Genomic DNA, 23039 nt, shown 5'->3' on the forward strand with positions numbered 1-23039 from the left:
AACTGTCTTTTCTTACCCAAGCAATTGCTTCTATATATGGAGTGAACTCATATTTCCAATTATCTACATGAAGGTGATTACCAGTATAGTTTTCATCATTAAAATAATCTTGATTATTCATTGACTTACCCCCGAAAACTCAATTATTAGCAGAAATATATCATAGGACTTATTGTCCTAACCTGCCCCGTTGCAGCATAAGGGTACTTTCTTTCTAATTTGAATGTATGATCTAATTGATTTAATTAACTTTTTTCGTTTTTTTTCTTTATACTGAAAAAAGAGGAAAAATCATACATTAAATCGTTGGTACATAAGGATTTTATAGCCGGATTTTTTGAATAGAGAAGAAAGGTCGATGGAGATGACGCAACCAAAAGATGTGCAGCCGATCCGTGATCAGCAGCAGTTAGAAGATATGAAATGGGCGCTGAAGCGCCATTGTTCGGAGCGTGATTATATCCTTTTTGTGGTAGGCTGCGAGACCGGTCTGCGTGTCGGGGACCTACTCAAGCTCACCACGAAGCAGATCCTGGACCTTAAAAGCAAACAACACAAGATTCTATGGGTTAAAGAAGGCAAAACGCAAAAAATCCGCGATATGTATATCGCGAATTGCTTCCAGGAGGTCTATGAATACTCCAAAAACGTCCAGAGTCCCTATTTATTCCCGTCCTGGAAGGGAGAACGTCCGATTACCCCTAATCAGGCCTACAGAAAGCTAAATAAGACCGCAGAGTTCGCTGGCGTAGTACAGTGGGCAATCATACCTTACTTAAAACGTTTGGCTATTGGTTTTACAAAGCTATGAAGGATATTGCCATGTTGCAACGGATCCTACATCATTCCCATCCATCCGTTACCCTGCGTTATATTGGCATTACGGAAGAGGAAACGAATAACGTATTGAAAACATTTAGTGTCTTTCACTAAGGCTATTTTAAAGAAAAATAACAATCAAAAAAGTTCGTAAAAGTTTACTTTTTCGAACAGTAGTAACAATGCTATACCGCCCATTTCGGAAATTTTATACGCTAAGAGAATTCCAACCTGAAAAGTCGATCTCCTTAAGGAATCTACTTTTTTTACTTCTTCTGAACAGAGATGGAGACTATTGTGTCATTTTCCTAATTAGAGCATAAGGTGATATAACCCATTTAATTAATTTCCTCCTCTAAAAACAAAATGAGGAGATGTTTGTATGTCACGTTGTGAATCAAGTTGTGATAACGGTAGAGGATTTGGCGGAGGATTCGCCTTTATAGTCGTTTTGTTTATACTCTTAATCATTGTTGGAGCTAGCTGTTTCGGTGGCGGTGTCCAATGCTGTCCTGCCCCCGTTCATGGATATGGCGGTTTCTGCTAAAAATGAAAAAAGCCGACCTTTATTGGTCGGCTTCTTCAAATTGGGGTAGCGTCAGGAAAATGCGGATTTACAACGTTAAGCTGTTCTAGGAAGTGGAAATCGTTGGTGTAGTAACGATAAATGTGTTGAGACAAATTATACGAGACACTAGTAAGCCTTGTTTCACGTAATATTGACTCCATATCAATAGGCTAGACCCTATTGATACAAGGGGTTCTATCTTAACGTTATAAATTGTCAAAACACTGACCTTACCACTACATAAAGTTTAGTGAAAATAGATTTAAAATGATCTAAGATACTTGACTGCCGTCTCAGCATAAATCTCGGCAGATTCAACTAAGTTCTCCACTGAAACCCGCTCATCGTACCCATGGATAGTGTGTTCCAGCCCTGGACCGTAAAGGACGGTATCAATGCCATGGCGCCGGAAGTGACTGGCATCACTTGAACTCAGCAAAAGTACGCTGAATACGGGTTCCTCCCTTCCGAGGACACGCTGGATTCCCAGTTCTATTTCCCTCACAATTGGACGATTCTCTAAGGTCCAGTTCGGGTTAGTACAGGGTACCATTGGCTCTACAACCGCATCTGGCGCTACAGCACTAACAAGATTCCTAGCGACATCAAGTACAAACTCGGGCTTCATACCGAATGGAACCCGGGTATCCACTTTAATGATACACTTGTCTGCGACGACGTTCACATTTGTTCCACCCTGGATTACACCTGGATTGTAAGAGGGACGATAAAGTAACTGTGACAGTAAGGGATTTCCTAGGAACCACTCAGTATTGTACAAAAGTTGACCAAGCTCTGCCGGAGGCGTTGCCTTGAGCTCCAAAAGCTTGGTTAGTGCTTCGACCGCGGCTACCCCTCTTCGTACGGCGGAGATTCCATAAAGCGGTTGTAGGCTGCCATGCCCTGTCTGACCTGGTATGATCACCTGCATCCATGCCTCGGCCTTTTCACCGGCATTCGGATGGTGGGGGTCCGTTGGTTCACCAATCAGACAAGCATCACCCTTAATCAATCCTTGATCCAGGAGCGAAGCCACCTCAATGCCGCCAGTCTCTTCATCCGGAGAGGCAATAACTCCTAGGCTACCTTTCAAATTAAGAGTGGGGGCGAACTCCTGAAGTAGTCCCGCCACAAAAATCAGTGCTGCCAAGCCTCCTTTCATATCGGATGCTCCCCGACCCAAAAGCATACCTGCTCTGACTTCTCCTGAGAAAGGATCGAAGGTCCAATGTGAACGATCGCCTGCAGGTACGACATCTGTATGTCCGCAAAATAGGAGCCGTGGACCAGGTATCCTGGTTAAGGGAGCATCACAGACCACGGTAACCAGCGCATTTTCGCTACGGCGGTGCTCGGTAATCAAGAACCCTTTTCCTGCTAGGTATCGGCTAATATGGCGTCCCATTTCTGCTGACCGCTTCTTAAACTCGGGCGATGGATTTTCAGATGGAATTCGAATAAATGAAGCAGCAAGTTCGACTAATTCCTGTTGCCTTGACCTTATCAGCTGCCGGATCATTCTGGTACTCATATAAATACATCCCCTCCATGTCCGGCATCAGCCGCAGTATTTCTATACTATTCTATGTGCTGTTCTTAGATCATATTTCTGGGGTTAAAGGTGGGGAAACATTTGATAAGTGTTATTTAAAGTCGCGTTCAATGCTTTAGTTAAACTTAATTAGCCAAAGATATATAGGGGTAACGTCTTGAAAATGTGCCTAACGTTGTAAATCCGCATTTTCCTGACGCTACCCCATCGCCATCAAGCTAACAATAACGAGTTACCCCAAAACGATAAAAACGAGTAAGATGCATAAAATTTTCGTTCTGGGGGTATTATGATTTCTTACCTTGATGGGCATGTGGCGGTACCCCTACTTTGAAATAAAGTTGCACCATTTGTAAAAAAGATGCGTCGTTTTGAATAAAGTTTAACCATTTATAAAAAAGTCGCACCGTTTTACCCCTTAAGATATGAGTATCTAAAGGGGTGTTTCTATGTCCCATAGAAAAAGAAATAGTTAATACTTGCAACATTCAAACTAGTACTATATAGTTCTAGTTATGACAAAGGTAAAATTAATGAATCAAAAACGTGTGATTGAAGTGGCGGCAACATTATTTTTAGAAAAAGGGTTTGCTTATACAAGTATGGATGAATTAGTGCGTGTAAGCAAAGTATCAAAATCTAATGTGTATTATCACTTTTCTAATAAGGAAGAATTGTTAGAAGGGGTCGTTGATTATTGGATTGAAACGTATCAGCGTGCCATTGATGAAATACTTTCTCAGAACCAATTATTAGTTGAAGATCGTGTCCAGCTGTTTTTAAAGCATTTATCACAGGGAGTTCAGTCAAGGGAGTATAAGGGTAGCTGTCCATTTATTACTCTTTATATTCAAAGTCCTGCACAAGCCACGCACATAAAAGAAAAAATAGGGCTCTTTTTTACAGGATTACAAACGAAAGTCTCTCTATTACTAAAACAAGGAGTAGAAAAAGGGGAGTTTAGAAATACGATTAATATTGACGAGGTAGCGGCACTTTTTATAACGAATCTTGAAGGAGCGCTATTTATTTCAGAAACATTGAAGGATGCAACTGTTATCAAGCAAACAGCAAACCATTTTTTTAACTTGCTTCGATAAGAGAAGCATTTTTTTTACATTGAATTAGTACTATATAGTACTAAAAAGGAGCGCGGATATGAGGACAATATTTTTAACTGGTGGAACAGGCTTTATTGGGAGGCAATTAGTGGAGGAATTAACTAAAGAGGAAGTTATGATTTTTCTTTTAGTTAGGTCAAAAAGTAAGGCAACACGCATTTTTCAAGAAAAAGGTATTGTAAATGAGGCAGCCATGCACTTTATTGAAGGTGATTTAACGAAAACAGATTTAGGTTTAAGTGATGAAGATAAGGATAGGATATTAAAAACGGATGTGATTATTCACGCGGGTGGACCAATGGATATTAAAGCGACAGAGCAAGAGGCAGTTTCTGTAATTTTAAACGGTGCCAAGCATATCGGTGAATTAGCTAAAAGTATTCATCAATTGAAGGGCTTGCAGCAATTTATTCATATAGTAGGTTATATGAGCCCCTTGGATGATAAAAGTAGCATGGTTACGATTGATGTGTTTAAGGAAGGCAACGATTATTTGAAAATAAAAAATTCATATGAAAGAACAAAATTTTTAGCAGATCTTTATATTCGCCAGCAGGCATCTGAAATAGGCTATCCGCTTTCTGTGATTAATCCACCAACTGTAGTCGGCAGTAGTAAAACAGGGAGTACGGAGCAAGTAGCAGGCTTAGGCTTGCTTGTGACGAGTATGCGAAGAGGGCTAATGCCAGTTGTTCCTGGAGGTAAGGGGTATAGATTACCACTTATTTCAAACGATGAGCTAGCGAAGTTTATTGTGCAGGTTTTTAAGCAGGAGCAACCGTCTATTCAAACATATACACTTGTTCAAGACAAACAGCTTGATCCAAATATGTCTGAATTATTAGGAGTTATGTCAGAAAGTATGAATATGGTAGCACCTAAAATCTCTGTACCAATTCCTTTCATGAAGGCACTTATGAAAAGTGGGGTAAGTAAAATAACACAAATTCCATCGGATGGACTGAACTTTATTACAAATAGGAAGTTTTCAAATGATTCATCGAAAAAAATCATGGGAGGGGATTGGTTTAAGAAGACGAGTGTAATGAAATTTTTCCCAGCCGTCGTAGCGGATTTGGATTATCGCTTGATGTATCAAAATGACCAGCATAATCATGCATTTGAACGAACATTAATCGGAAACACTGTCATTTATCAAATACAAGGAGAGGGTAAGCCGTTTATTTTATTACACGGTTTATTGAGCGATGGAGAGGATTTATTTCCTTTAGGACTAGAGCTTCATGAAAAAACTGGTCAACCGGTATGGATCCTGGATCTTCCAGGTTTAGGACGTTCCCCTTTTAAACGAGAGAAAAACCTTCTGGATCTCTATTTGAATGTAGTGAAAGAGTTAATGGGGGAAGCTACTAATGGTGCACATTTGATTGGCCATTCCTTCGGTGCGGTAATTCTTCTGGAAGCATTAGTACAAGAGTACATTGATACGAAGAATACTATTACTTTACTTCAGCCACCTGTTGCAAAAAGAAATTCTAACTCGTTTAATGCTCCTCAATTTATGAACAAATGGGCGTTGAAATTGGCAACTGCTAATTTGATAGAGCGATATTTATTAGGTAATGGTCTGTTTGAAAGTACGGAGAGCATTCCGGAACATTATATTGCCAAAGTAAGTAGGAGCTTTACTTCGCCTAGAATTTTAAATACAACGGTTCAGCTTAACAGTTTTCTATTGAAAGACTATCAGGGTGATTTTAATAAAGTACAAAGGTATAATCTTCATATTATTTGGGGAGATCATGATAGAAGCTATTTTGCTCCATTGCATCTTGGTAAGGTTGATATTGTTCCATATGGTCATCATTTCCCTCTTAGCCATCCGAGGGAAACGGCTGATTTGGTTATAAAAAATAGTAGTACTAGCAGATGATAGTGTGGGGTAAATACAAAAAAAGTGTGTAGTAAGATTGTTCGTTCAAAGCTTGGTTTAACATCATCGGTTGTCCTGTATCCAATAATAAAAGAAAATAGTATTTTTTGCTTGGATTAGCTTAATCATAGGTGCATTATCATATTGCTTCTTATGTATTTTCTATTAGGGGTAGTACCACATGCCCATCAACCTAAATTACTAGATACGAAATGATCCTTGTTTAAAAACTAGCGAGTGATGGAAAAGTAGCCATGCAAAAAAAGCCTATTAAAACGAGATTTTTTTGCTAGGCAGCTTGTCTATTCTTCACTGTCGTTTCATACACAACCCCTAGAATATCAAAGACGGTCATCTTCTTATACCGATGACATTTACGACCGTTCTTTTTGAGCAGCTGATAAAGGCGATGCAGAATTTTCAAAAGTTCTTTTGTGCCAACTGCTATCGCTTGAAACAGTAACGGAAAGTAATCTTTAATCATATAAATTGCTTTGTATTCACTCAGCTCCTGCTTTTTCTTTTCAAGCAGAAGCTGTCGCATTTGAAACATCGTAGAAGAACAGAGGAGAATGCCAATGAGTTGTCCATATAATGGCACTCTAGGCGTTCTCTTTTAATGTTTTTACATTCATCTATTTCAAAGAATGACTTCCACGTTTTAAACAAAATCTCAATCTGCCAACGAAGTGAGTACAATGAATGCACGTAATTCGTCGGTATTTCTTCTAGCGACGTGTTCGTGATATATACATTCATGCCCATTAAACGTTTACTTTTATTCTTCATGACAATACCTTTCTTCTTTTCACGTATCGCTTGGTTTTTCAGTCGTGTTTGCGTTTGATCGTCAGTTAAACGATGGATAATGACACGTGCCGGAAGCTTCTGATTTTGGCCAATGTATGCCTCGGAGATTTCCATCGTTTCACCAGTAGTTAGACCAGACATCATTTGTGTCATATCAAGCTGGATGTATTCTGTTTGCTTTTTTAACGTGCCATTTTTGAAGTATTTTGGCTCAGGGTTCTTGATATAAATGCGTGTATTCAGCTTCAACCGCGAGATATAGTAAGCCTTTTTATCATGAATGACTTGTAAGTCTCCTAAATCGAAGTAACCAAGATCACACAAACATAAATCGCCCTCCTCTACGGCTTCAAGGCAGATTGTACCGTATGTTTTATCATTGTTCTTTCCCGGTCCTAGCTGCACGTTTAAAAATTGGCCACTCAGTAAATCGTATTCCAATTGGATTTTCAAGCCTGCCGTATTACTACTCCCACCAGAGCCTTGATAATCGGTGGCGAAGGAATCAGGTAGCTGAAACACAGTTGCATCTAAAATCCGAATGCGTTCGAAAGATGAAATCATGTGTGAAGATAGTGAATGTGTCGCACAGAGTTTTTGTGTTAGGAGTGAAGTAAAGACTTCTCGGAGGAAAGCGACAGCTGTTGGATTAAAGCGTTGATTGAGTCCCTCTTGGATCATTAGTACACCCGTCGAAGCCTCTAACCGACTACATAGTTGCGTAAGCGATGTACTAGCGACTTCTTGGCTGAGCTAAACGCAAAGGGCGATGAGTTCATTTGCTTGAAACTTACTAGATCGCTGCACAAAACCAACTTGTTTGGCGATTTCTTGTAGGACTAATGGAGATAGAAATCGTTGTAATTCTTGTGCGAAAAGTGAAAGTTCACTGGAGATGATAGGATTCATAAAAAACACCATCCTTTCTCGTAAACTTCTTACGATAAGCATAGCGTTTTTCCATTTTTGGGGGTATTGTTTTAACTTAGCTTGATGGGCATGTGACGTTACCCCAAATTGAAATCAACTACAATCGACCAAATTGGCGTGATGCTTGTTTAACTAACGCACTCGTTAGCTTAAGTACAATAATTCACAATCTTACTTTTTTAGATAAAAACTATGACTAAAAGTTTTATATTGTATAAATATTTTAAATATGTAAAAAAGCTTACTCAAAGAGTAAGCTTAACCTCTATAAACACTATCACATGTTGCAGGTTTTGGTTCATAAAAACAATGTTCTTTAAATTGACCAGTTTGAGGTTGATCATACCATGTTGGAGGGCATGGAGCATGTGGATTAAAATACCAAAGGGCATATCTAGCCGGATGCTGTCTCCAGTGCTTCAAATTCTGTTCTGCTAATCTTCTTTCAATACCTCTCGCTCTTTGATAAAATACATTCCCTTTTTGAACAGCTTCAAAAGAATAATTTCCTCCTTGTACTTGATAAATGACTTGTGGAATTGTTCTTAAACCTTTAAAGTCTAAACAATTAGCTACAAGACGATTTACAATTACATTTCCAACATATAACATTCCTTGTTGTCCTTCTCCTTCGGCTTCTGCTCTCATCATCCTTGCCATTAAGTCAACGTCTGAACTTCGGTAGCTTGCTCTTGCCATTTTTTCCACCCCAAAAATATTATATGAAAAATAGCCTACAGCCATGTCTTTATTTATATAATAAAAAGTGCTTAGTTATAATAACTTACAGCTTTTAAGTAAAATGAAAACTATTGCATTCTTTTTTCCCTTTATTCAACTAAACTGCCCCTTTAGTTGAACAAGAAATTCAATCTTTTTTCTTTATGTAGAAGAAAAAAATCATAATTAATAACCAAAAACCCCATACCTCAAAAACACCCGATGAAGACCACATTTCACTTATCCCCGGAGTATTAAAAGTAATATACGTAAGAATAAATGAAACTACAACCAACAATATTTTTAATTTCACTTTTTACACCTACCCCAAAAGTCTACTTCTGATATATTACATTTTATAGAATTGATGCCAATATTTATTAAAATAAATAAAATAATTTTATGGAACTAAACTGCCCCTTTAGTTCCATAAGAAAAAACTGACTTAGAGACAGCTCCGATCTTCAGCTAAGGCACCCGATAGTTTAAGTACATTTCTTCACAATCTTATTTCACTATGTTGATAAATAATCAGTAAAAGCAACTTTCACAAAAATGGAAAGTTGCTTTTTTTTTTTAGGGTATCTTGGTTATGATAACAGAATAATAACAGGAGGGCTGTGGACATGCTGAAAAAAAAGATGAAAATCGAGGTTATTCAAAAAGTATTAGACAATTGGAGGGGGTTCTTTTTACCTTACCAAATGGCCCTACATGAATTAGAAAGTGATTTCAAGGTTATTGACTTAGAATGGAAAACACAACATGGCTATTCTCCTATTGAACATATGAAAACACGTATGAAAAAATTAAGTTCTTTGGTGGAGAAAATACAAAAAAAAGAAATTCCTTTAACACAAGAAGCGGTGAGGAATGAAATAAGAGATATTTTGGGAGTTAGAATTGTCACAAGTTTTATTGATGACGTATATATGTTGAAGGAGCATATCGAGCAACGTGAAGACATTCGAATGATACGCGTAAAGGATTATATTCAGGACCCGAAAATGAGCGGATATAAAAGTTTGCACCTGATTGTAGAAACCCAAGTCATCTTATCCAACGAAATAATATGGGTTCCTGCAGAAATACAAATTCGTACTTCCGCTATGGATTTTTGGGCATCCACCGAGCATAAACTAAACTATAAATATCAAGGCGAGACTATACCAGAGGATGCTCAAAAGCAGCTAATTGAGCTTGCCAAAGCTTCTTCCTTAATGGATAAAGAAATGTCAAGATTAAGAACAAAATTACTGGCCAATTAAGCAAACAATCGTGACACCTTTCTCATTTCAACCTTAAGTCAATCTGACAAATAAAAACACTTAGTCTTAGAATCTAAGGGTTTCATCCTTGTTCCGTCCAAAACGATCCAGTGAATGAATGTAAAGAACATCCCCTTTCCGGATCATTCGTTTTAACAATTGATATTGTTCTCGTTCAAAATTTTTCCCACTTTGTTTATCCATACTTTAACGGACGTTAAAAGTAGTTGATTTTATAAAAAAATGCCCCGTTCGCAAAAATGTACTTTTACGAACGACAGGAACAACGCTATACCTCCCATTTCGGAAATTTTATACTCTAAGAGAATTCCAACCTAAAAAGTCGCTCTCCTCTACGTGAACTGACCCCATAAAGTTAGACAGGTTATTTCGTTAGGCAGCGCGTTGGGTATGAACTCGGTATTGTACCGGGCTCATACCTTTCAATTTACCTTTATCATATGTCACAGTTTTTGTTTAAAAAGAGGGAGCAAGACAAAAAATGTATGATTATATAAAGAATCATACTTTTAAAAGGCCACCAATTGTGTGGGGTGTTGAGAAAGTATCTTGCTGAAAAGATCGAGACTTATCTTTTTATTCAGCTAAGCCAAGTGAGTATCCAAATGTTTTAAAAATTTCTGCTGGAGATTACTGGTGTATCCAAAATAACGGCTGGTCTATTGATTCTGCTACTGAAATTTTTAGTGAGGAATGGATATCTGATGACGAGTTTTTTGTTACCGAATCTGAAATTTATGGGAATAATAAACTCTATCATCAATTGAAAAAAGCACCTCGAATAAGAAAAACATAGGGAGGTTTTAGTCTTCCTATGTTTCCATTCATATTATTTATCTGTTTGTTTTTGCTTCTTTTTCAAATACTCCGCACGTATTTTTTCAAGGTGCTGCTTTTTATCAAATTTGGCAGGCGCCTGTTTTTCATGAAACTTTGTCACAGCTACCTTACCTTTGGTATCCAATTGATATTTTCCCACTTTGTTCACCTACTTTTCTTGTCTTTAAAGAGAATCTATTCATTAAATATAATATACCTTATTTTACTGAAGTAAACCTTATTACTTTATTAGTGTACTGCTACCTTTGCATATATCAGTAAAAACATTAAAAACTTAGTAAAATAATTCATCTAATTGTTCGGAAAATAAGGTATAAAATATTAAAACAATCTAAGTCTACTCCATCTTTTAAATGGTTCATAATGCTAATAACCAATACGTTCTCGATGATTTCAAATTTAGGTTTCTGAGGGGAAATATTGTTTTTTTGCACAGTCTTTTTACTACTTGTTTAAAAAAATCTACATCCCCAATATTTTTCTCCAAAAAATCACCCCATGTTATTAACTTTTCCACTTATATCCATCTTAATCCAAATATTACCTTATCCAACTAACCTGCCCCTTTAGCATTCCTGTAGATCGTTAAATATCAGGTTTGAAAAAAATAGAGCCCCTCAGTAAGATACGAGTATAGAGACCAATCTAACTCAAAATCTTAAGGAGGAAGCCCTACTATGAATTTTAACCGAGATGTGATCGTTAAGCGTCTTGTTAGCTCCATCAACCAAATTAATCGCTGGGTGGATGTTGTCTTTCCCGAGTTCCGGGAAGTGTTTAAAGACGTATCATGTAAAGGGGCAATCGCAACTCTACGCCTCTTTCCTACCCCAGCTGAATGATGTTCCTTACAGCCTCAAGATATCGTAACCGGGTGGAAATCATGTATGAAGCGACATTCCGGGCATAAAAAAGCCCATTCCCTGCTTGCGTTGGCCAAGCGTTCAATTGGTACGAAACAAGCCCTTGATGCGTATAAACTTCACTTGGAACAGTTATTAGAGGAATATGATCTCGCTTCATCCCAACTCGAAAGAGTGACGCAAGAAGTCACAAACGTCTTGGAACAGATTCCATTCGTTAAGCCATTACTTGCCATTAAAGGAATCAGCGAGATTTCACTAGCGGGCATCTTAGGAGAAGTTGGAGATCTAAGTGGGTTCGCTCACGGGAATGCGCTCCTTCGTCATGCAGGATTGCATCTAGCTGAAGCAAGCTCTGGGAAGTGGAAAGGCCAAATTGTTCTTTCCAAACGTGGAAGATCACGCCTGCGGCGTTACCTTTTCCTTGCGACCATGAGTCTGGTGATGAATAACCCTGAGTTTAAAGCCCTACACTCGAACAATGTTAAAGGAAAGAAGATTAAGAAAATGAAATCCATCATGAAACTATGTGGAAAAGTTGCCCGTGTTCTAGTAGGGATTGCTCGTAATGGCTCTGCCTATAAACCGGAAATGGTCTTCCCTCTTGAACAACTAGCAGCGTAAATTTACATTCACATTGTGATTAACGAAAGTTGGCTTATTCGTAGGATTTCAAAGAAAGCACGAAGTACTGGATGTAATGAACAAAAGGGCAATGGCCCGTTCCGTTAGCAAAACCGGCCTCCACCCCTTGGATAGGTATGACGAAGGAATGAAAGGGCATAGGATTATGACCCGTTGAGACATGGGAGGGAAAGCCTCCAAGGGCAGCGTGGAAAATGCGTGTAGTATATGTAATAATATGGGATTTTCAATAGATCCCCTATTTCAATCTGCTCTCATCTTATCAAAACGGTCCTATCTCTTTCGTTCATCTAAAGCAACCTATACCATGTGGTATGAAATCCTGCGAATAAGCGAGTATTCGTGAGCATTATCAATTAAACTGAGGGAGTTCATTAAGGTATGAATTACTACTTATTCCAATCCTTAACTAACATACCATAAACAATATGGTCAACATAATGGTCATACAACCATTCTGCTTGTCTGATACAACCCTCATTAACAAAACCCAATCTTTCGGGAATTCCTCTACTTTTCTTATTCTCCACAGCAACCCTTATTTCCACTTTATCTAGTTTCAATTCAATAAATGCATAATCAGTCAATGCCTTAGATACTCTTGTCATAATTCCATTACCTTGATATTCTTCTCCGAGCCAATAACCAATATATGCAGTTTTATTTGACCAATTTATTTGGTTATAACCTGCTACACCAACAATTTGTCCCTTATACATAATAACTGTATTGACACTCTTGTTTTCAGCAAAATCTTTTAAAGAAATATTAATGAACCCTTTTGTATCTTCAAGTTTTGTTGTATTATCCAGCCAAGGGAGCCATTCTCGTAGGTATTCTCTGGATTGATTTGTTCTTTCGAAAACCCTTTCTGCATCCTTTAATTCTAACAGTTTCAATGATAACTCCTCATCAATATTATATAAAAACATACTCATCCCCCTAATTTTTCTATTGGTTTATTTTGTATATTAACATATATGATTAATAGATAAATCACTTGTTTATTATGGAGCTAACCTGCCCCGATAGTTCCATAAGGGGTCTTGCCGCATGCCCATTAGTTAAAATTTCTTTATACCCTAAAACGAAAAAAGCTATCTTCAGCAGCATTTACACCAAAGAATAGCTTATTTTTTCGTTATGGGTATAATCCTTTTTCTTAGCTTGATGGCGATAGGCGGTACCCCAATAAACAGACAAATTCGTCTGAAATTTTCTTTATTTTTTGGTTTAAAATAGGAATAATGTAAGATAAATCTATTTTTCTTGTATGATAAAGTAGAATAGTAGGAAAATGAATCGAAGGATGTGGTATTATTTATGTTAAATGTTAAAAAAATGTCGTTTGTTGTTTTTATTTGTTTCATGTTTTTTATACCAAATTCAATCTTTGCTCAAGAAATTTTACACAATGGAAGTCAAGGACAAGCAGTTTATGACTTACAAGAAAATTTAAAGAAAATGGGTTACTTTAATAGGCAACCAACAGGGTATTATGGTGCAATTACTGATCATGCAGTTAAACAACTTCAACTAGATTCTGGAATATTACCAGATGGGGTTTTTGGATTCCAAACACAACAAAAATTAAATAGTATTGAAATGATGGCCAGGGTTGTTTATGGAGAAGCTCGAGGAGAAACTTATGAAGGAAAAGTAGCTGTCGCTGCAGTAATTTTGAACCGAATGTCAACGCCAGGTTTTCCTAAAAATACTTACGATGTTATTTTCCAGACAAATGCTTTTACAGCTGTACATGATGGGCAATATTATTTGACCCCAAATAGCTATTCATATCGAGCTGTTATTGATGCATTACAAGGTTGGGATCCTACTCATGGTTCTGTTTATTATTATAATCCGTTCTCGGCAACAGATGAATGGATTTTCACAAGGGAAACAGTCATTAGAATAGGCAACCATTTATTTGCAAAGTAAAACTATACATATTGAGGAATGATATTTTTATAGTTTCGTATTATAAATATCCCATTAACTATATCGTGGGGTATAGTTGAAAGGTCGGGCAGTATTTGCCCGACCTTTTTGGCGGCACCCCCATAAGAAAAAACTGCCTTAAAGACAGCTCCGATCTTCAGCTAACGCACCCGTTAGTTGATTAACAAAGTGCTTTAATTGTTTACGGATGGTCTCTAGTCTCAGCATACAAATCAATCATATACTCGCTATTATTTTCTGCACCTTCTTCATCAAGTTCAAGGTCATCAATCCATTGATAATAATGCCCCAACTCGTGGGCAATAGAACCAAGAATACTTGCAAGTGCATCATCTTGTCCGATCTCCTCTAATAATTCTATATAGTCACCTGTAGCTATTCTTATGTACGGTTCTACACTTTTATCGGAAGGGGCAAAGAATGTTGCAGATACTAATTCTTTATCGAACCTACTTTTAATTTGATAGTCTTTTTTTAGATATACAACAACTCGAATGGGAAATTCAAATTCTATTCTTAACCACTTTGCAAATTCTAGACAAGCCCTTCTAACTTCTGGATAGACGCCTTGTTCACATCTTATTCTTAATCCTTGTCGTGGGTAGTTTTCCTTCATATAATCACCTCTAGTCCCTAAAAACGATATTTATCCAATTAGGTCTTCTCACACTAACCTGTCCCTTTAGTTTAATTAGGAATTATTCTTTTTTTATTGCCAAGAAGTAAGTGCTACTACCCATTAGCCTTATCTTATCTCAATATTAACCCAAAAAGACAATGCTAATTTTGATAATTAAGCCTGACACGTTAGTCGAATAACAAAAAGTTCTAATGCAACTATCCTGCCCCGTTAGCTCCATAAGAAAAAGAGCTGCCGAAGCAACTCCTGATAAGTAAAGCAATCGTTACTTAAATTAGAAATTTAATTAGCTTCTCTTTGTCCTCTTAAATAATAAATAACCTAAAACACCTAAAATTAATGCTATACCTCCGAAAACAATTACTTGAAATATAATATCCCCTATAAACATAACCTGTTTCTCCTTTTCTAAAAAACATTTTCCTAAATCTGTATACGAGATTTTCCCTAAAAAGGTTTCAACTGATAGTTTGATTCTAAAAGTCTTATTAAACTAAACTGCCCCGTTAGTGCCATAAGAAAAAGGCTGCCTCAACACAACCTTCCTTATTGAAAGAAGAAAACTAATAGTATTTGTAACAAGGAATTATTCACTCAACCTCGAGGTAGTTGTAAGGTTATTCAGGGCACAAAATCTAAATACGCTACAATAATATTTATATGGTCCAGGTTAAGCTAATGCACGTTGAATGGCTATTCCAGTAATAACTCGGACTTAAATACGATTACAGCATTTCCCGCAATCCTTACTTCCTCTGGTTCCTGATGACAAATTTTCACTTGAACATCAATGACACCCGCCCGGTTTATAGCTTCGCCCTGCACTGCTTTAAAACTAAATAAAGTATTATCATGTTTGACAAGTCCATGGTGTATTAAGTATGCACCTAAAGGGCCGTTCGCATTACCTGTAACAGGGTCTTCGTTAATACCAATTGCTGGAGCAAACATTCTTCCATGAATTAAGATTTCGGAGTCGGGAGCATTCATCGTAAACACATAGAAACCATTGCAATTAATTAATCCACTGACTTTTGTTAGTAAATCCATATTAGGGTTTAATCGGTGAAGAAGTTCCGAATTTTTAATTCCAATCATCACCTTGGAATGCCCGGTAGAAACGATTTGTACTGGACAATCTTCTAATAAATCATTTTCACTTATATTGAAAGCTGTAAATATGTTTTCTAAAGCTAGACCATCAATCACCGCATCAAAACTTATACTACCCTGGGTCATTATAATTTTGTAATCATTACCTTCATTAATTACATCGACTGGTAAAATGCCGGCACCAGTTTTATGATAAACTTTACCTGTATTTAAACTATTTTCAACTGCACGAGCATAGTGGGCAGCAATCGTCGCATGTCCACAGATTGGAACCTCATGAGTAGGCGTAAAAAAACGAATATGTACATCAGATTCGCTATTGTCTGATTTAAATATAAATGCCGTTTCCGAATTGTTAAGCTCTCTAGCAATCCTCTGCATCTCACCCGAAGATAACCCATCTGCATTGGTAATTACACCAGCAGGATTACCTGATAATTTTTCTTTCGTAAATGCATCAATTTGATATAATCGGTACTTTCTTGCCATGTCATTTCCCACCTTTAATATAGTGAATTTCCGGTCCTTTATACTATCTATTATTCTTACTATATTAAAAATTACCCCGTTAGTTCTTGATGAAAAGAATTCCGAGGCAACCTCCCTTTTTGAGGAAATCTTATTTTTCACAAGAAAAAATCAAGAATAGTGGAATTCTCATTCGACGTTTATATTCACTTTCACTGCTAAATTCCTCAACTCTTAGAGTGCTTTCTCTAATATCTTCAATCTTGAATCCAGCTAGCTTTAAAAGTTGATAATATTCTTCAAAAGTTCGATGATATTTAACAACCCTTTTATCAATCCAGGGTTCTATTCGTTCGCCACTATTAAAATAATCATCCACGATCCAATCTGCTTTTAAAGAAGAAGCTACTGCACTTTTTATTGATGAAGTTAATACAGGATGCTGAACACCCCCTACTTTAAGGGAACTTCGCTCAGATCCTCAGGAATAACGAGTGTTTCTTTGTAAATAATAAGGTTGTTAATAAATTAAGGAGGAGTTGTATGCAACAGGATCAACAAGCTAAAGCGAAATTGGGTTCTATTATGAAACCACAATTTTCCGGAACAGATGCACGAAAAGTAAAACAAGAAATTCAAAAAGATGTAAGCGAAGGACAAGGTGCAATGACTTCCCGAGAGGCAGGAGCGATGCGCGATTAAAAAACCACTTTGAGTGGTTTTTTATTTTTCTGCTTCAATTAAACACTTTACATCTCTCATTTCAATTTGATGGAGTTGCTGCAAACTTAATGATTAAGCACGGTTGGTTTGAAAGACCACCTCAAGCCATTGACCGTGAATATCTAGCTAAAGAAATAAACAAATAAATATAGCAGAAACATCTAGCTCAATACGTGTACATAATGTAAAAAGTTCAATATTAATCCTGTTAAAGCAAATAATAGTCCAATGTAAAACGTCCAAGGATTATCCTCTTTTTCAGAATCAAAGGTCAGGTAAGTAATAAAACCCAATTACAAAGATACGATAGGAATAATTATATACTGTGGCCCAAAAATAAAGGATACTAGACCTAATAATAGAGTTAGCATCCCATAAGGATTTTGTCCTTTTATAGTATTTAAATGCTCAATTTCCTCCGGGGTCAGGCCTTCGTGTTCGTACTTAGTTATTATTCGTTTAAGCATCCCTTGCACCATCCCTTGAAAAATGATGTATATAACAAAATCAACCTTACCATAATTGTGAATTATTGGTTATCTCAATTTGTAAAAAAATTGTAGTAACATCACCGTACCCTCTTACAACTTCCCTTATATGAAGGAGCTCTTTTTCTGACAATGTAATTCAACGAACGCACCCGTTACTTTAAGTGTATTAAATCCCAAACTTAGCTGGTTTTGTTTAATAAGAGAGATGTACTCAATACTAATTTTCATTTATTACAGGAATGCTGCCCCTTTAGTTCCATAAAGAAAACGCTGCCTTAAAGACAGTTCTGATCTTTAGCTAACGCGTCTATAAGTTGAAGAAATAATAGTCAATAGCTATCCAATAAAAGAGTAATGCACTAATAAACCAAATTAAGTAGTCCTTACGCTTTTTGTCTCTAACTCGTTCATAACAACAGTTTAGAAACTCATTTTACCATAAAAATCCAACAATTGGGTTTAAATATCATTTTACTATTCTCATTGTTTAGTATTTATTGTACAGTTCGAATACAATATGCTTGTTGAACTATCCTGCCCCTAGTTCCATAAGAAAAGGAGCTGCTGGTTTTTTCGTTAAGCCTTTATCGCTTCCACTGTTGAAGACCGCTATAATGCCATACGTTTCGCCGCCTTTTTTATCCATTTGCTTTATCATCTCTTTAGCAACAGCGCATTTGTTCAGTATCTGGGACCGTAATTTGTCCTTTTTCTTTGGTCAAATGGTCCATATTAGGCATTGTTGTTAACGACACAATCGTAACGATTATCTATAAGACAAGGAGAGGCTTCCCCAACTTTTTCATTTGATTTCACCTTTCCTTTATATAGGAATGAATATTCATTCCGTTTGTTGCGAAGCTACCCGAATCAAATGACTCTAATAGCATTCCATGCGCTTTCTTCAAGTTCTTTTAATAATTCCGGTGTCTCTGCTAGTTTCCCTGTCTCGATCATCTTAACTAACATTACAATTGGTCCATAAACCATCGCAATTAATGCAGATGACGGTAAGGGGCGAATATATCCTTTTTCCTTTCCATCCTCTATTACTCTTATAATGAAGTCCAGAAAGTCATTAAACGTTTCTTTACTATTCTCATCCAGATAATAACCATCATCATGAGAATTTATAAATATAAAAGCATTCACATTTTTTCTTGCAAAATCAAATATTCTAATTAAAATGTGGGTAAACTGTTCACGTATTATTGAATTAGAAGGAAAGTCGGTTCTTATGGCTTCAGAAAACTGAAGAACACATTTGATAAATAAAGAATTAACAAGGGATTCTTTATTGGCAAAATAACGATAAATGGTCCCAGCGCCCACTTTTGCTTGGTCAGCTATCATTGGTACTGTGGTTCCATCATAACCACGTTCCGCAAAAAGTTTCATAGCTGCTTCAAAAATATCATCTTGTTTGTTTTTGGACATTTCTCTCACCTCATATTAGGAATGAATATTCATTCTGTTTTTAATTATAGTTTAAAGTTGTTAAAAGTCAAGTAGTTTGAAGCTATGAACAGAGGTACTGTCAGAAAATGCGGATTTACAACCAGTATCTATATAATCAAAAAATAATTGTTGGATTTTCCCTTGCTTAGAATCGTTACACCTATCTTGTATACCCATATCTTTTACCAGACCTCTTGTAAGTGGCGAATAGCTATGAAAATGTGCATTTATTAATCCTGGTAAAATTAGATAGTTCGTACAATCAATTGTCTCCTCAGAATCTATTGTTGATTCGAAATGAATTGTTCCATCAAAAATTTATTATTATCCTATTACTTCTCCCAAAGCTCAATACGTCTTCCCTCTGGATCTTCAATCCAAATAAACTTTCCAAATTCATTAATCGTCTTTTCCATAACAAGGGGAACGCCCATATTTTCTAGATGTTTGATACTGTCATCCAAATTTTCAACTTGAAAGTTTAACATCACTTGTTGTTCTGTTGGAAAATAGGGGTCATTTTCAGAAAAGAAGGAAAAGATAGTTTCACTGCCTGATTGTGGTGTAATAATGGTACCATTCCAATTTTCAATTTCAATTTTCAGGACTTTACTATACCATTTTTTTATATCCTCTAGATTTTTAGTCCTCCAAAAGATTCCCCCAAAACCTTTTATTATCATAAGAATCTCCTTCCTATATCCATTAGTTATTTATTTAAATTCTAGTTTTGAAAGCGAATTCCTTCTTTCACTAACCTTCCCCGTTAGCCATTCATGAAGCGCAAAAATCAGCGCTTCACCACAGAGAATGAAAATTGGTCCCTATATCGATACTGTTTTAATGGCTGGTGAAGAAGGTCGTTAATTATGGTGCCTTTGAGACCATCCGTTAGTCACTCCAACAACCACGGTGTACCACCGACTGTGACACTTCTTTGGAAATTAAAAATTCGGAGCTAAATCTTTTGCTTGTGCAATAGCATTTTCTTTAATTTCTTGTGCTTTATCAGGCATTGCCGCATGTCCTTCAACGAATAAACCTTCAAAAGAAGGAACTCCGAAGAATTGCATAATGATATTTAGATATCGGTGACCCATTTCCATTTCAGCTAATGGCCCTTCGGAAAAAATACTACCGCGAGCTTGAATATGTATGGCCTTCTTATCAGTTAAAAGGCCAACTGGACCTTGTTCAGTGTATTTAAATGTTTTACCAGCAACAGAAACGGAATCAATATATGCTTTCAATACTGGTGGGAATGAAAAATTCCATAAAGGTGTTACAAATATATATTTATCGGCAGCTATAAATTGCTCACATAATTCTGAGAGTCGGCCAACTTTTGCTTTCTCTTCCGACGAAAGTTCTTCAAATCCCTTTCCAGATTGAAGTTTCCCCCAACCACTGAAAACATCCACATCAATTTCAGGAATATTTTCTTTATAAAGGTCAATGTTTACAATTTCGTGGCTAGGATTTACTTCTTTATAAGTTTCAATAAATGCTTTTCCAACAGCCATACTGTAAGATTGAGTGTCATCATGAGGATGAGCTGTAATGTACAATACCTTTGTCATTTTATATCTTTCCTTCCCTTCTACATCTTTGAACATTCTAGTTTGTGTAATAAATTAACATTTATACAATTACTTCGTGATTAATCTAAAGCCTAAGGTACAAAGTGTATAGAAAATAATAATCAATTAAAAATTTTCTAGTCTGTTTAGTGAGTGTATAGTTAGGAATTTTAGGGGGCAACATTATGAAAAAAGTTTGTATGACGAGAATCCCACCCGCTTTTATGATACGACCTATGCTCGGCCGCACGCACCTGTTAGCTTAAGTACAAACCTTCACAATCTTGCTAACCTGCCACGTGAGCTTAACAATGAAAACAAACTACAATACAAATATCATAGAAGCCATAACTAAAAATGGAAATAAAACAATTAGCAATATTGATGCTCCTGTCTTCCAATTATTTTTTATTTGAAGTAATTCCTTCTTAGCCTTTTCCTTATTTTTAAGCGACCATATAATAATTCCGACCCAATAAATTGCTAAAAATATATAGCTTGAAGTATCCATAAATTCACCTCTTATTACACTTTTCAATAATCAATGTTTAACAATCATACTTTCACAATTCTGCCCGTAATGGCATAAGAAAAAGGCTGCATCAGCAACCTTCACCTTTTAGTTGATTAAAAATTAATTCCGACTCAATCAGTTAAAATAAACTCTTTACTAAACGAACTATCATTCTTGGGATAAGAGTTAGTTAAGATGTTAAAAATCAATTCAGATAAGATTGAACCACAGATTTCATTCATTATGCCTTTAAAAAAACCTTTGCCTTTCTTTTTTTCTTTTATCATCATTTGTATCCTCTTTATCTTTCATAATTACTCCAATTATGTTCCAATTCCCTAAACCATTCCTTAATAATTCTGCCCCGTTTATTCAATAAGGAAAGCGATCCCTTATTAAAGAAATGCACCCTACAGATAATTAATGAAGAGCGCTATTGGTCTTTTTTAAAAACCCTTTAATTGTTGTATAAATCGAATATAACAATAACCCCCCCCCCCCCAAATAGCCATATCCCATATTCTTCACTAGGAAGATATTTATCTAATAAAGATTAATATTAGGCCTGATGTAAAAATGTTAAAGGCGTTTTAAAAAAATAATTTCTATTAAATTTCTTGTCCTTAAAATCATTAATTAAGCCTATAACCACAGACAAAATAATTAAATCAGTGACATTCATACGTTTTAACCTTCTTTTTTATTTTCAGCATAAGCGATAAAAAATTCTATTTCATATATAAAAATATTCCCACCTTGTTGAACTATCCTGCCCCTTTAGTGCATAAGAATAATAGCACGGATGCAGGAAGGGGAATTTGAGCAATAAATTTCAAAATATTCCCTTTTTTAATTATAATAATTAATAAAGTTTTTTTGTAAATAAGGGGGAAAGATTTTTGGTTAATTATATTTGTGAAACATGTGGAGTCCAATATGAAGGTTCTAAAGAAGTACCCAATCAATGTTTGATTTGCGGGGAAGAAAGACAATATATTAGTCCTAAAGGGCAAACATGGACAACATTAGAACTGATGAAAAAAGATGGAATATTTAAAAATTCTATTAATCTTGACGAAGAGGGGTTATATAGCATAAATACTAGTCCGAGTTTTGGAATCGGACAAACTGCTTATTTAATACAAGATAAGAATTTTAATTTATTATGGGACTGTATTACATATATTGATCAAGATACGATTACCCAAATTGAAGATTTAGGTGGAATCGATGCAATAGCGTTATCTCACCCTCATTATTTCTCTAGTCAAGTGGAATGGGCCGAAGCTTTTGACACTCCGATTTATATTCATGAAGATGAAAGAGACTGGGTAACGAGGCCAAGCGAAAAAATCATTTTCTGGTCTGGAGAATCGATTGAATTACAGGAAGGTGTCATCCTTCAACGAATTGGCGGACATTTTAAAGGCGGCACCGTTTTAGAATGGAAAAATGGAAACAGCCAGAACGGAATATTACTAACTGGAGATATCATTCGGATCGTTGCTGATCGTCAATGGGTAAGTTTTATGTATAGTTATCCAAACTTCATCCCAATGCCAAGTGTAACAGTCGAAAGAATCGCAAATCGGGTTATTGATTTTAAATTTGGCCGTTTATATGACGCATTTCACCAAGTAATTAAAGAAGAAGCCCATAACCAAGTTCAAAAATCTGCAACTAGGTATGTTAATGCACTAAATGGAACATTGTTTACAACATAAATACAAGTACGATAATTAATAATAAATCAAGGATAGTTTTCAATTTCGTCTACCGAAATGATTTAACTTTTTTACAACAGAAATGCTAATATCCGAAATCATAAAACGTTTTACTCAAACTTTATTCCAAACCAACAAAAGCCACCAAATTGGTGGCTTTCTTATGCTACTAACGCTCTGTTAGTTCATTAAGAAGAGCGATTCTGGAATATTGAAAAAAAGAGGCCATCCTTTTGACGAGGCTGCTGAAAAACTCACGTTTTTCTAACTAGTACGGTTAATCAAACTAAAAAAAGACAATTCTCATTCGATACT

18 protein-coding genes and 6 pseudogenes are annotated in these 23039 nt (G+C 36.2%); 9 read left to right on the forward strand and 15 right to left on the reverse strand.

Annotation, left to right across the window (positions count from 1 at the left end; all coding sequences use genetic code 11):
- Positions 1-364: 364 nt before the first annotated feature.
- Positions 365-933, forward strand: a pseudogene (locus tag ACFX4X_RS22320) (tyrosine-type recombinase/integrase).
- 268 nt (positions 934-1201) lie between these two features.
- Positions 1202-1315 (forward strand): annotated as a pseudogene (locus tag ACFX4X_RS22325) (YjcZ family sporulation protein); the annotation flags it as partial.
- A 334-nt stretch (positions 1316-1649) separates the two neighbouring features.
- Here ACFX4X_RS22325 and ACFX4X_RS22330 read toward each other — a convergent pair.
- Entirely contained in the window at positions 1650-2918 is a 1269-nt protein-coding gene (locus tag ACFX4X_RS22330) for a M20 family metallopeptidase (protein ID WP_377386583.1), read from the reverse strand.
- A gap of 554 nt (positions 2919-3472) precedes the next feature.
- Here ACFX4X_RS22330 and ACFX4X_RS22335 point away from each other — a divergent pair.
- Together ACFX4X_RS22335 and ACFX4X_RS22340 are read left to right on the forward strand one after the other, a co-directional pair.
- The gene (locus ACFX4X_RS22335; protein WP_284469632.1) at positions 3473-4039 is read left to right on the forward strand and encodes a TetR/AcrR family transcriptional regulator; all 567 of its coding nucleotides are present in this window, start codon (positions 3473-3475) and stop codon (positions 4037-4039) included.
- 58 nt (positions 4040-4097) lie between these two features.
- Positions 4098-5954, forward strand: coding sequence for an alpha/beta fold hydrolase (locus tag ACFX4X_RS22340; RefSeq protein WP_248737867.1), 1857 nt, complete (start codon positions 4098-4100; stop codon positions 5952-5954).
- A 289-nt stretch (positions 5955-6243) separates the two neighbouring features.
- On the opposite strand, the pseudogene ACFX4X_RS22345 reads toward ACFX4X_RS22340, so the two are convergent.
- Together ACFX4X_RS22345 and ACFX4X_RS22350 are read right to left on the reverse strand one after the other, a co-directional pair.
- Positions 6244-7673, reverse strand: a pseudogene (locus tag ACFX4X_RS22345) (IS4 family transposase).
- A gap of 279 nt (positions 7674-7952) precedes the next feature.
- Positions 7953-8393 (reverse strand): cell wall hydrolase, encoded by a 441-nt coding sequence (locus ACFX4X_RS22350; protein WP_284469628.1) that lies wholly within the window; start codon positions 8391-8393, stop codon positions 7953-7955.
- Between the two features lie 647 nt (positions 8394-9040).
- Between ACFX4X_RS22350 and ACFX4X_RS22355 the strand changes: the two genes are divergently transcribed.
- Positions 9041-9682, forward strand: coding sequence for a GTP pyrophosphokinase (locus ACFX4X_RS22355; RefSeq protein ID WP_081108914.1), 642 nt, complete (start codon positions 9041-9043; stop codon positions 9680-9682).
- Positions 9683-9754: 72 nt separating this feature from the next.
- Here ACFX4X_RS22355 and ACFX4X_RS22360 read toward each other — a convergent pair.
- Positions 9755-9886: pseudogene (locus ACFX4X_RS22360) on the reverse strand (recombinase family protein); the annotation flags it as partial.
- A 646-nt stretch (positions 9887-10532) separates the two neighbouring features.
- Complete coding sequence (locus tag ACFX4X_RS22365) at positions 10533-10682, reverse strand: hypothetical protein (protein WP_089365001.1); 150 nt, start codon at positions 10680-10682, stop codon at positions 10533-10535.
- 547 nt (positions 10683-11229) lie between these two features.
- On the opposite strand from ACFX4X_RS22365, the pseudogene ACFX4X_RS22370 reads away from it, so the two are divergent.
- Positions 11230-12030: pseudogene (locus tag ACFX4X_RS22370) on the forward strand (transposase); the annotation flags it as partial.
- Between the two features lie 410 nt (positions 12031-12440).
- Here the strand turns inward: ACFX4X_RS22370 and ACFX4X_RS22375 are convergent.
- Positions 12441-12983, reverse strand: a complete 543-nt coding sequence (locus ACFX4X_RS22375) for a GNAT family N-acetyltransferase (RefSeq protein ID WP_377386589.1) — start codon at positions 12981-12983, stop codon at positions 12441-12443.
- A 391-nt stretch (positions 12984-13374) separates the two neighbouring features.
- On the opposite strand from ACFX4X_RS22375, the gene ACFX4X_RS22380 reads away from it, so the two are divergent.
- Complete coding sequence (locus ACFX4X_RS22380; protein WP_284469622.1) at positions 13375-13992, forward strand: cell wall hydrolase; 618 nt, start codon at positions 13375-13377, stop codon at positions 13990-13992.
- A 202-nt stretch (positions 13993-14194) separates the two neighbouring features.
- Here the strand turns inward: ACFX4X_RS22380 and ACFX4X_RS22385 are convergent, their stop codons facing one another.
- The 3 genes from ACFX4X_RS22385 to ACFX4X_RS22395 all read right to left on the reverse strand — a co-directional run bounded on the left by ACFX4X_RS22385 (position 14195) and on the right by ACFX4X_RS22395 (position 16613).
- The gene (locus tag ACFX4X_RS22385; protein WP_377386593.1) at positions 14195-14629 is read right to left on the reverse strand and encodes a hypothetical protein; all 435 of its coding nucleotides are present in this window, start codon (positions 14627-14629) and stop codon (positions 14195-14197) included.
- A 717-nt stretch (positions 14630-15346) separates the two neighbouring features.
- On the reverse strand, positions 15347-16255 hold the full coding sequence (locus tag ACFX4X_RS22390; RefSeq protein ID WP_377386595.1) for a PhzF family isomerase: 909 nt from the start codon (positions 16253-16255) through the stop codon (positions 15347-15349).
- Positions 16256-16385: 130 nt separating this feature from the next.
- Positions 16386-16613, reverse strand: a complete 228-nt coding sequence (locus ACFX4X_RS22395; RefSeq protein ID WP_377386598.1) for an SAM-dependent methyltransferase — start codon at positions 16611-16613, stop codon at positions 16386-16388.
- Positions 16614-16777: 164 nt separating this feature from the next.
- Between ACFX4X_RS22395 and ACFX4X_RS22400 the strand changes: the two genes are divergently transcribed.
- On the forward strand, positions 16778-16936 hold the full coding sequence (locus ACFX4X_RS22400; protein WP_176432076.1) for a hypothetical protein: 159 nt from the start codon (positions 16778-16780) through the stop codon (positions 16934-16936).
- Between the two features lie 1080 nt (positions 16937-18016).
- Here the strand turns inward: ACFX4X_RS22400 and ACFX4X_RS22405 are convergent.
- From ACFX4X_RS22405 to ACFX4X_RS22430, 6 genes and pseudogenes are all read right to left on the reverse strand, one after another.
- Positions 18017-18229, reverse strand: a pseudogene (locus tag ACFX4X_RS22405) (MMPL family transporter); the annotation flags it as partial.
- 89 nt (positions 18230-18318) lie between these two features.
- The gene (locus ACFX4X_RS22410) at positions 18319-18885 is read right to left on the reverse strand and encodes a TetR/AcrR family transcriptional regulator (protein ID WP_089364942.1); all 567 of its coding nucleotides are present in this window, start codon (positions 18883-18885) and stop codon (positions 18319-18321) included.
- A gap of 353 nt (positions 18886-19238) precedes the next feature.
- Positions 19239-19586, reverse strand: a complete 348-nt coding sequence (locus tag ACFX4X_RS22415) for a VOC family protein (RefSeq protein ID WP_377386611.1) — start codon at positions 19584-19586, stop codon at positions 19239-19241.
- Positions 19587-19850: 264 nt separating this feature from the next.
- Positions 19851-20486, reverse strand: a complete 636-nt coding sequence (locus ACFX4X_RS22420; protein WP_089364940.1) for an FMN-dependent NADH-azoreductase — start codon at positions 20484-20486, stop codon at positions 19851-19853.
- 322 nt (positions 20487-20808) lie between these two features.
- A complete protein-coding gene (locus ACFX4X_RS22425; protein WP_377386602.1) occupies positions 20809-20997 on the reverse strand; it encodes a hypothetical protein in 189 nt (62 codons plus the stop codon).
- A gap of 134 nt (positions 20998-21131) precedes the next feature.
- The gene (locus ACFX4X_RS22430; RefSeq protein WP_377386605.1) at positions 21132-21290 is read right to left on the reverse strand and encodes a hypothetical protein; all 159 of its coding nucleotides are present in this window, start codon (positions 21288-21290) and stop codon (positions 21132-21134) included.
- A 609-nt stretch (positions 21291-21899) separates the two neighbouring features.
- Between ACFX4X_RS22430 and ACFX4X_RS22435 the strand changes: the two genes are divergently transcribed.
- Positions 21900-22724, forward strand: coding sequence for an MBL fold metallo-hydrolase (locus tag ACFX4X_RS22435; protein ID WP_377386608.1), 825 nt, complete (start codon positions 21900-21902; stop codon positions 22722-22724).
- Positions 22725-23039 lie beyond the last annotated feature (315 nt).

Source organism: Peribacillus sp. YIM B13481 (assembly GCF_042787985.1).
Taxonomy (GTDB): Bacteria; Bacillota; Bacilli; order Bacillales; family DSM-1321; genus Peribacillus; species Peribacillus simplex_A.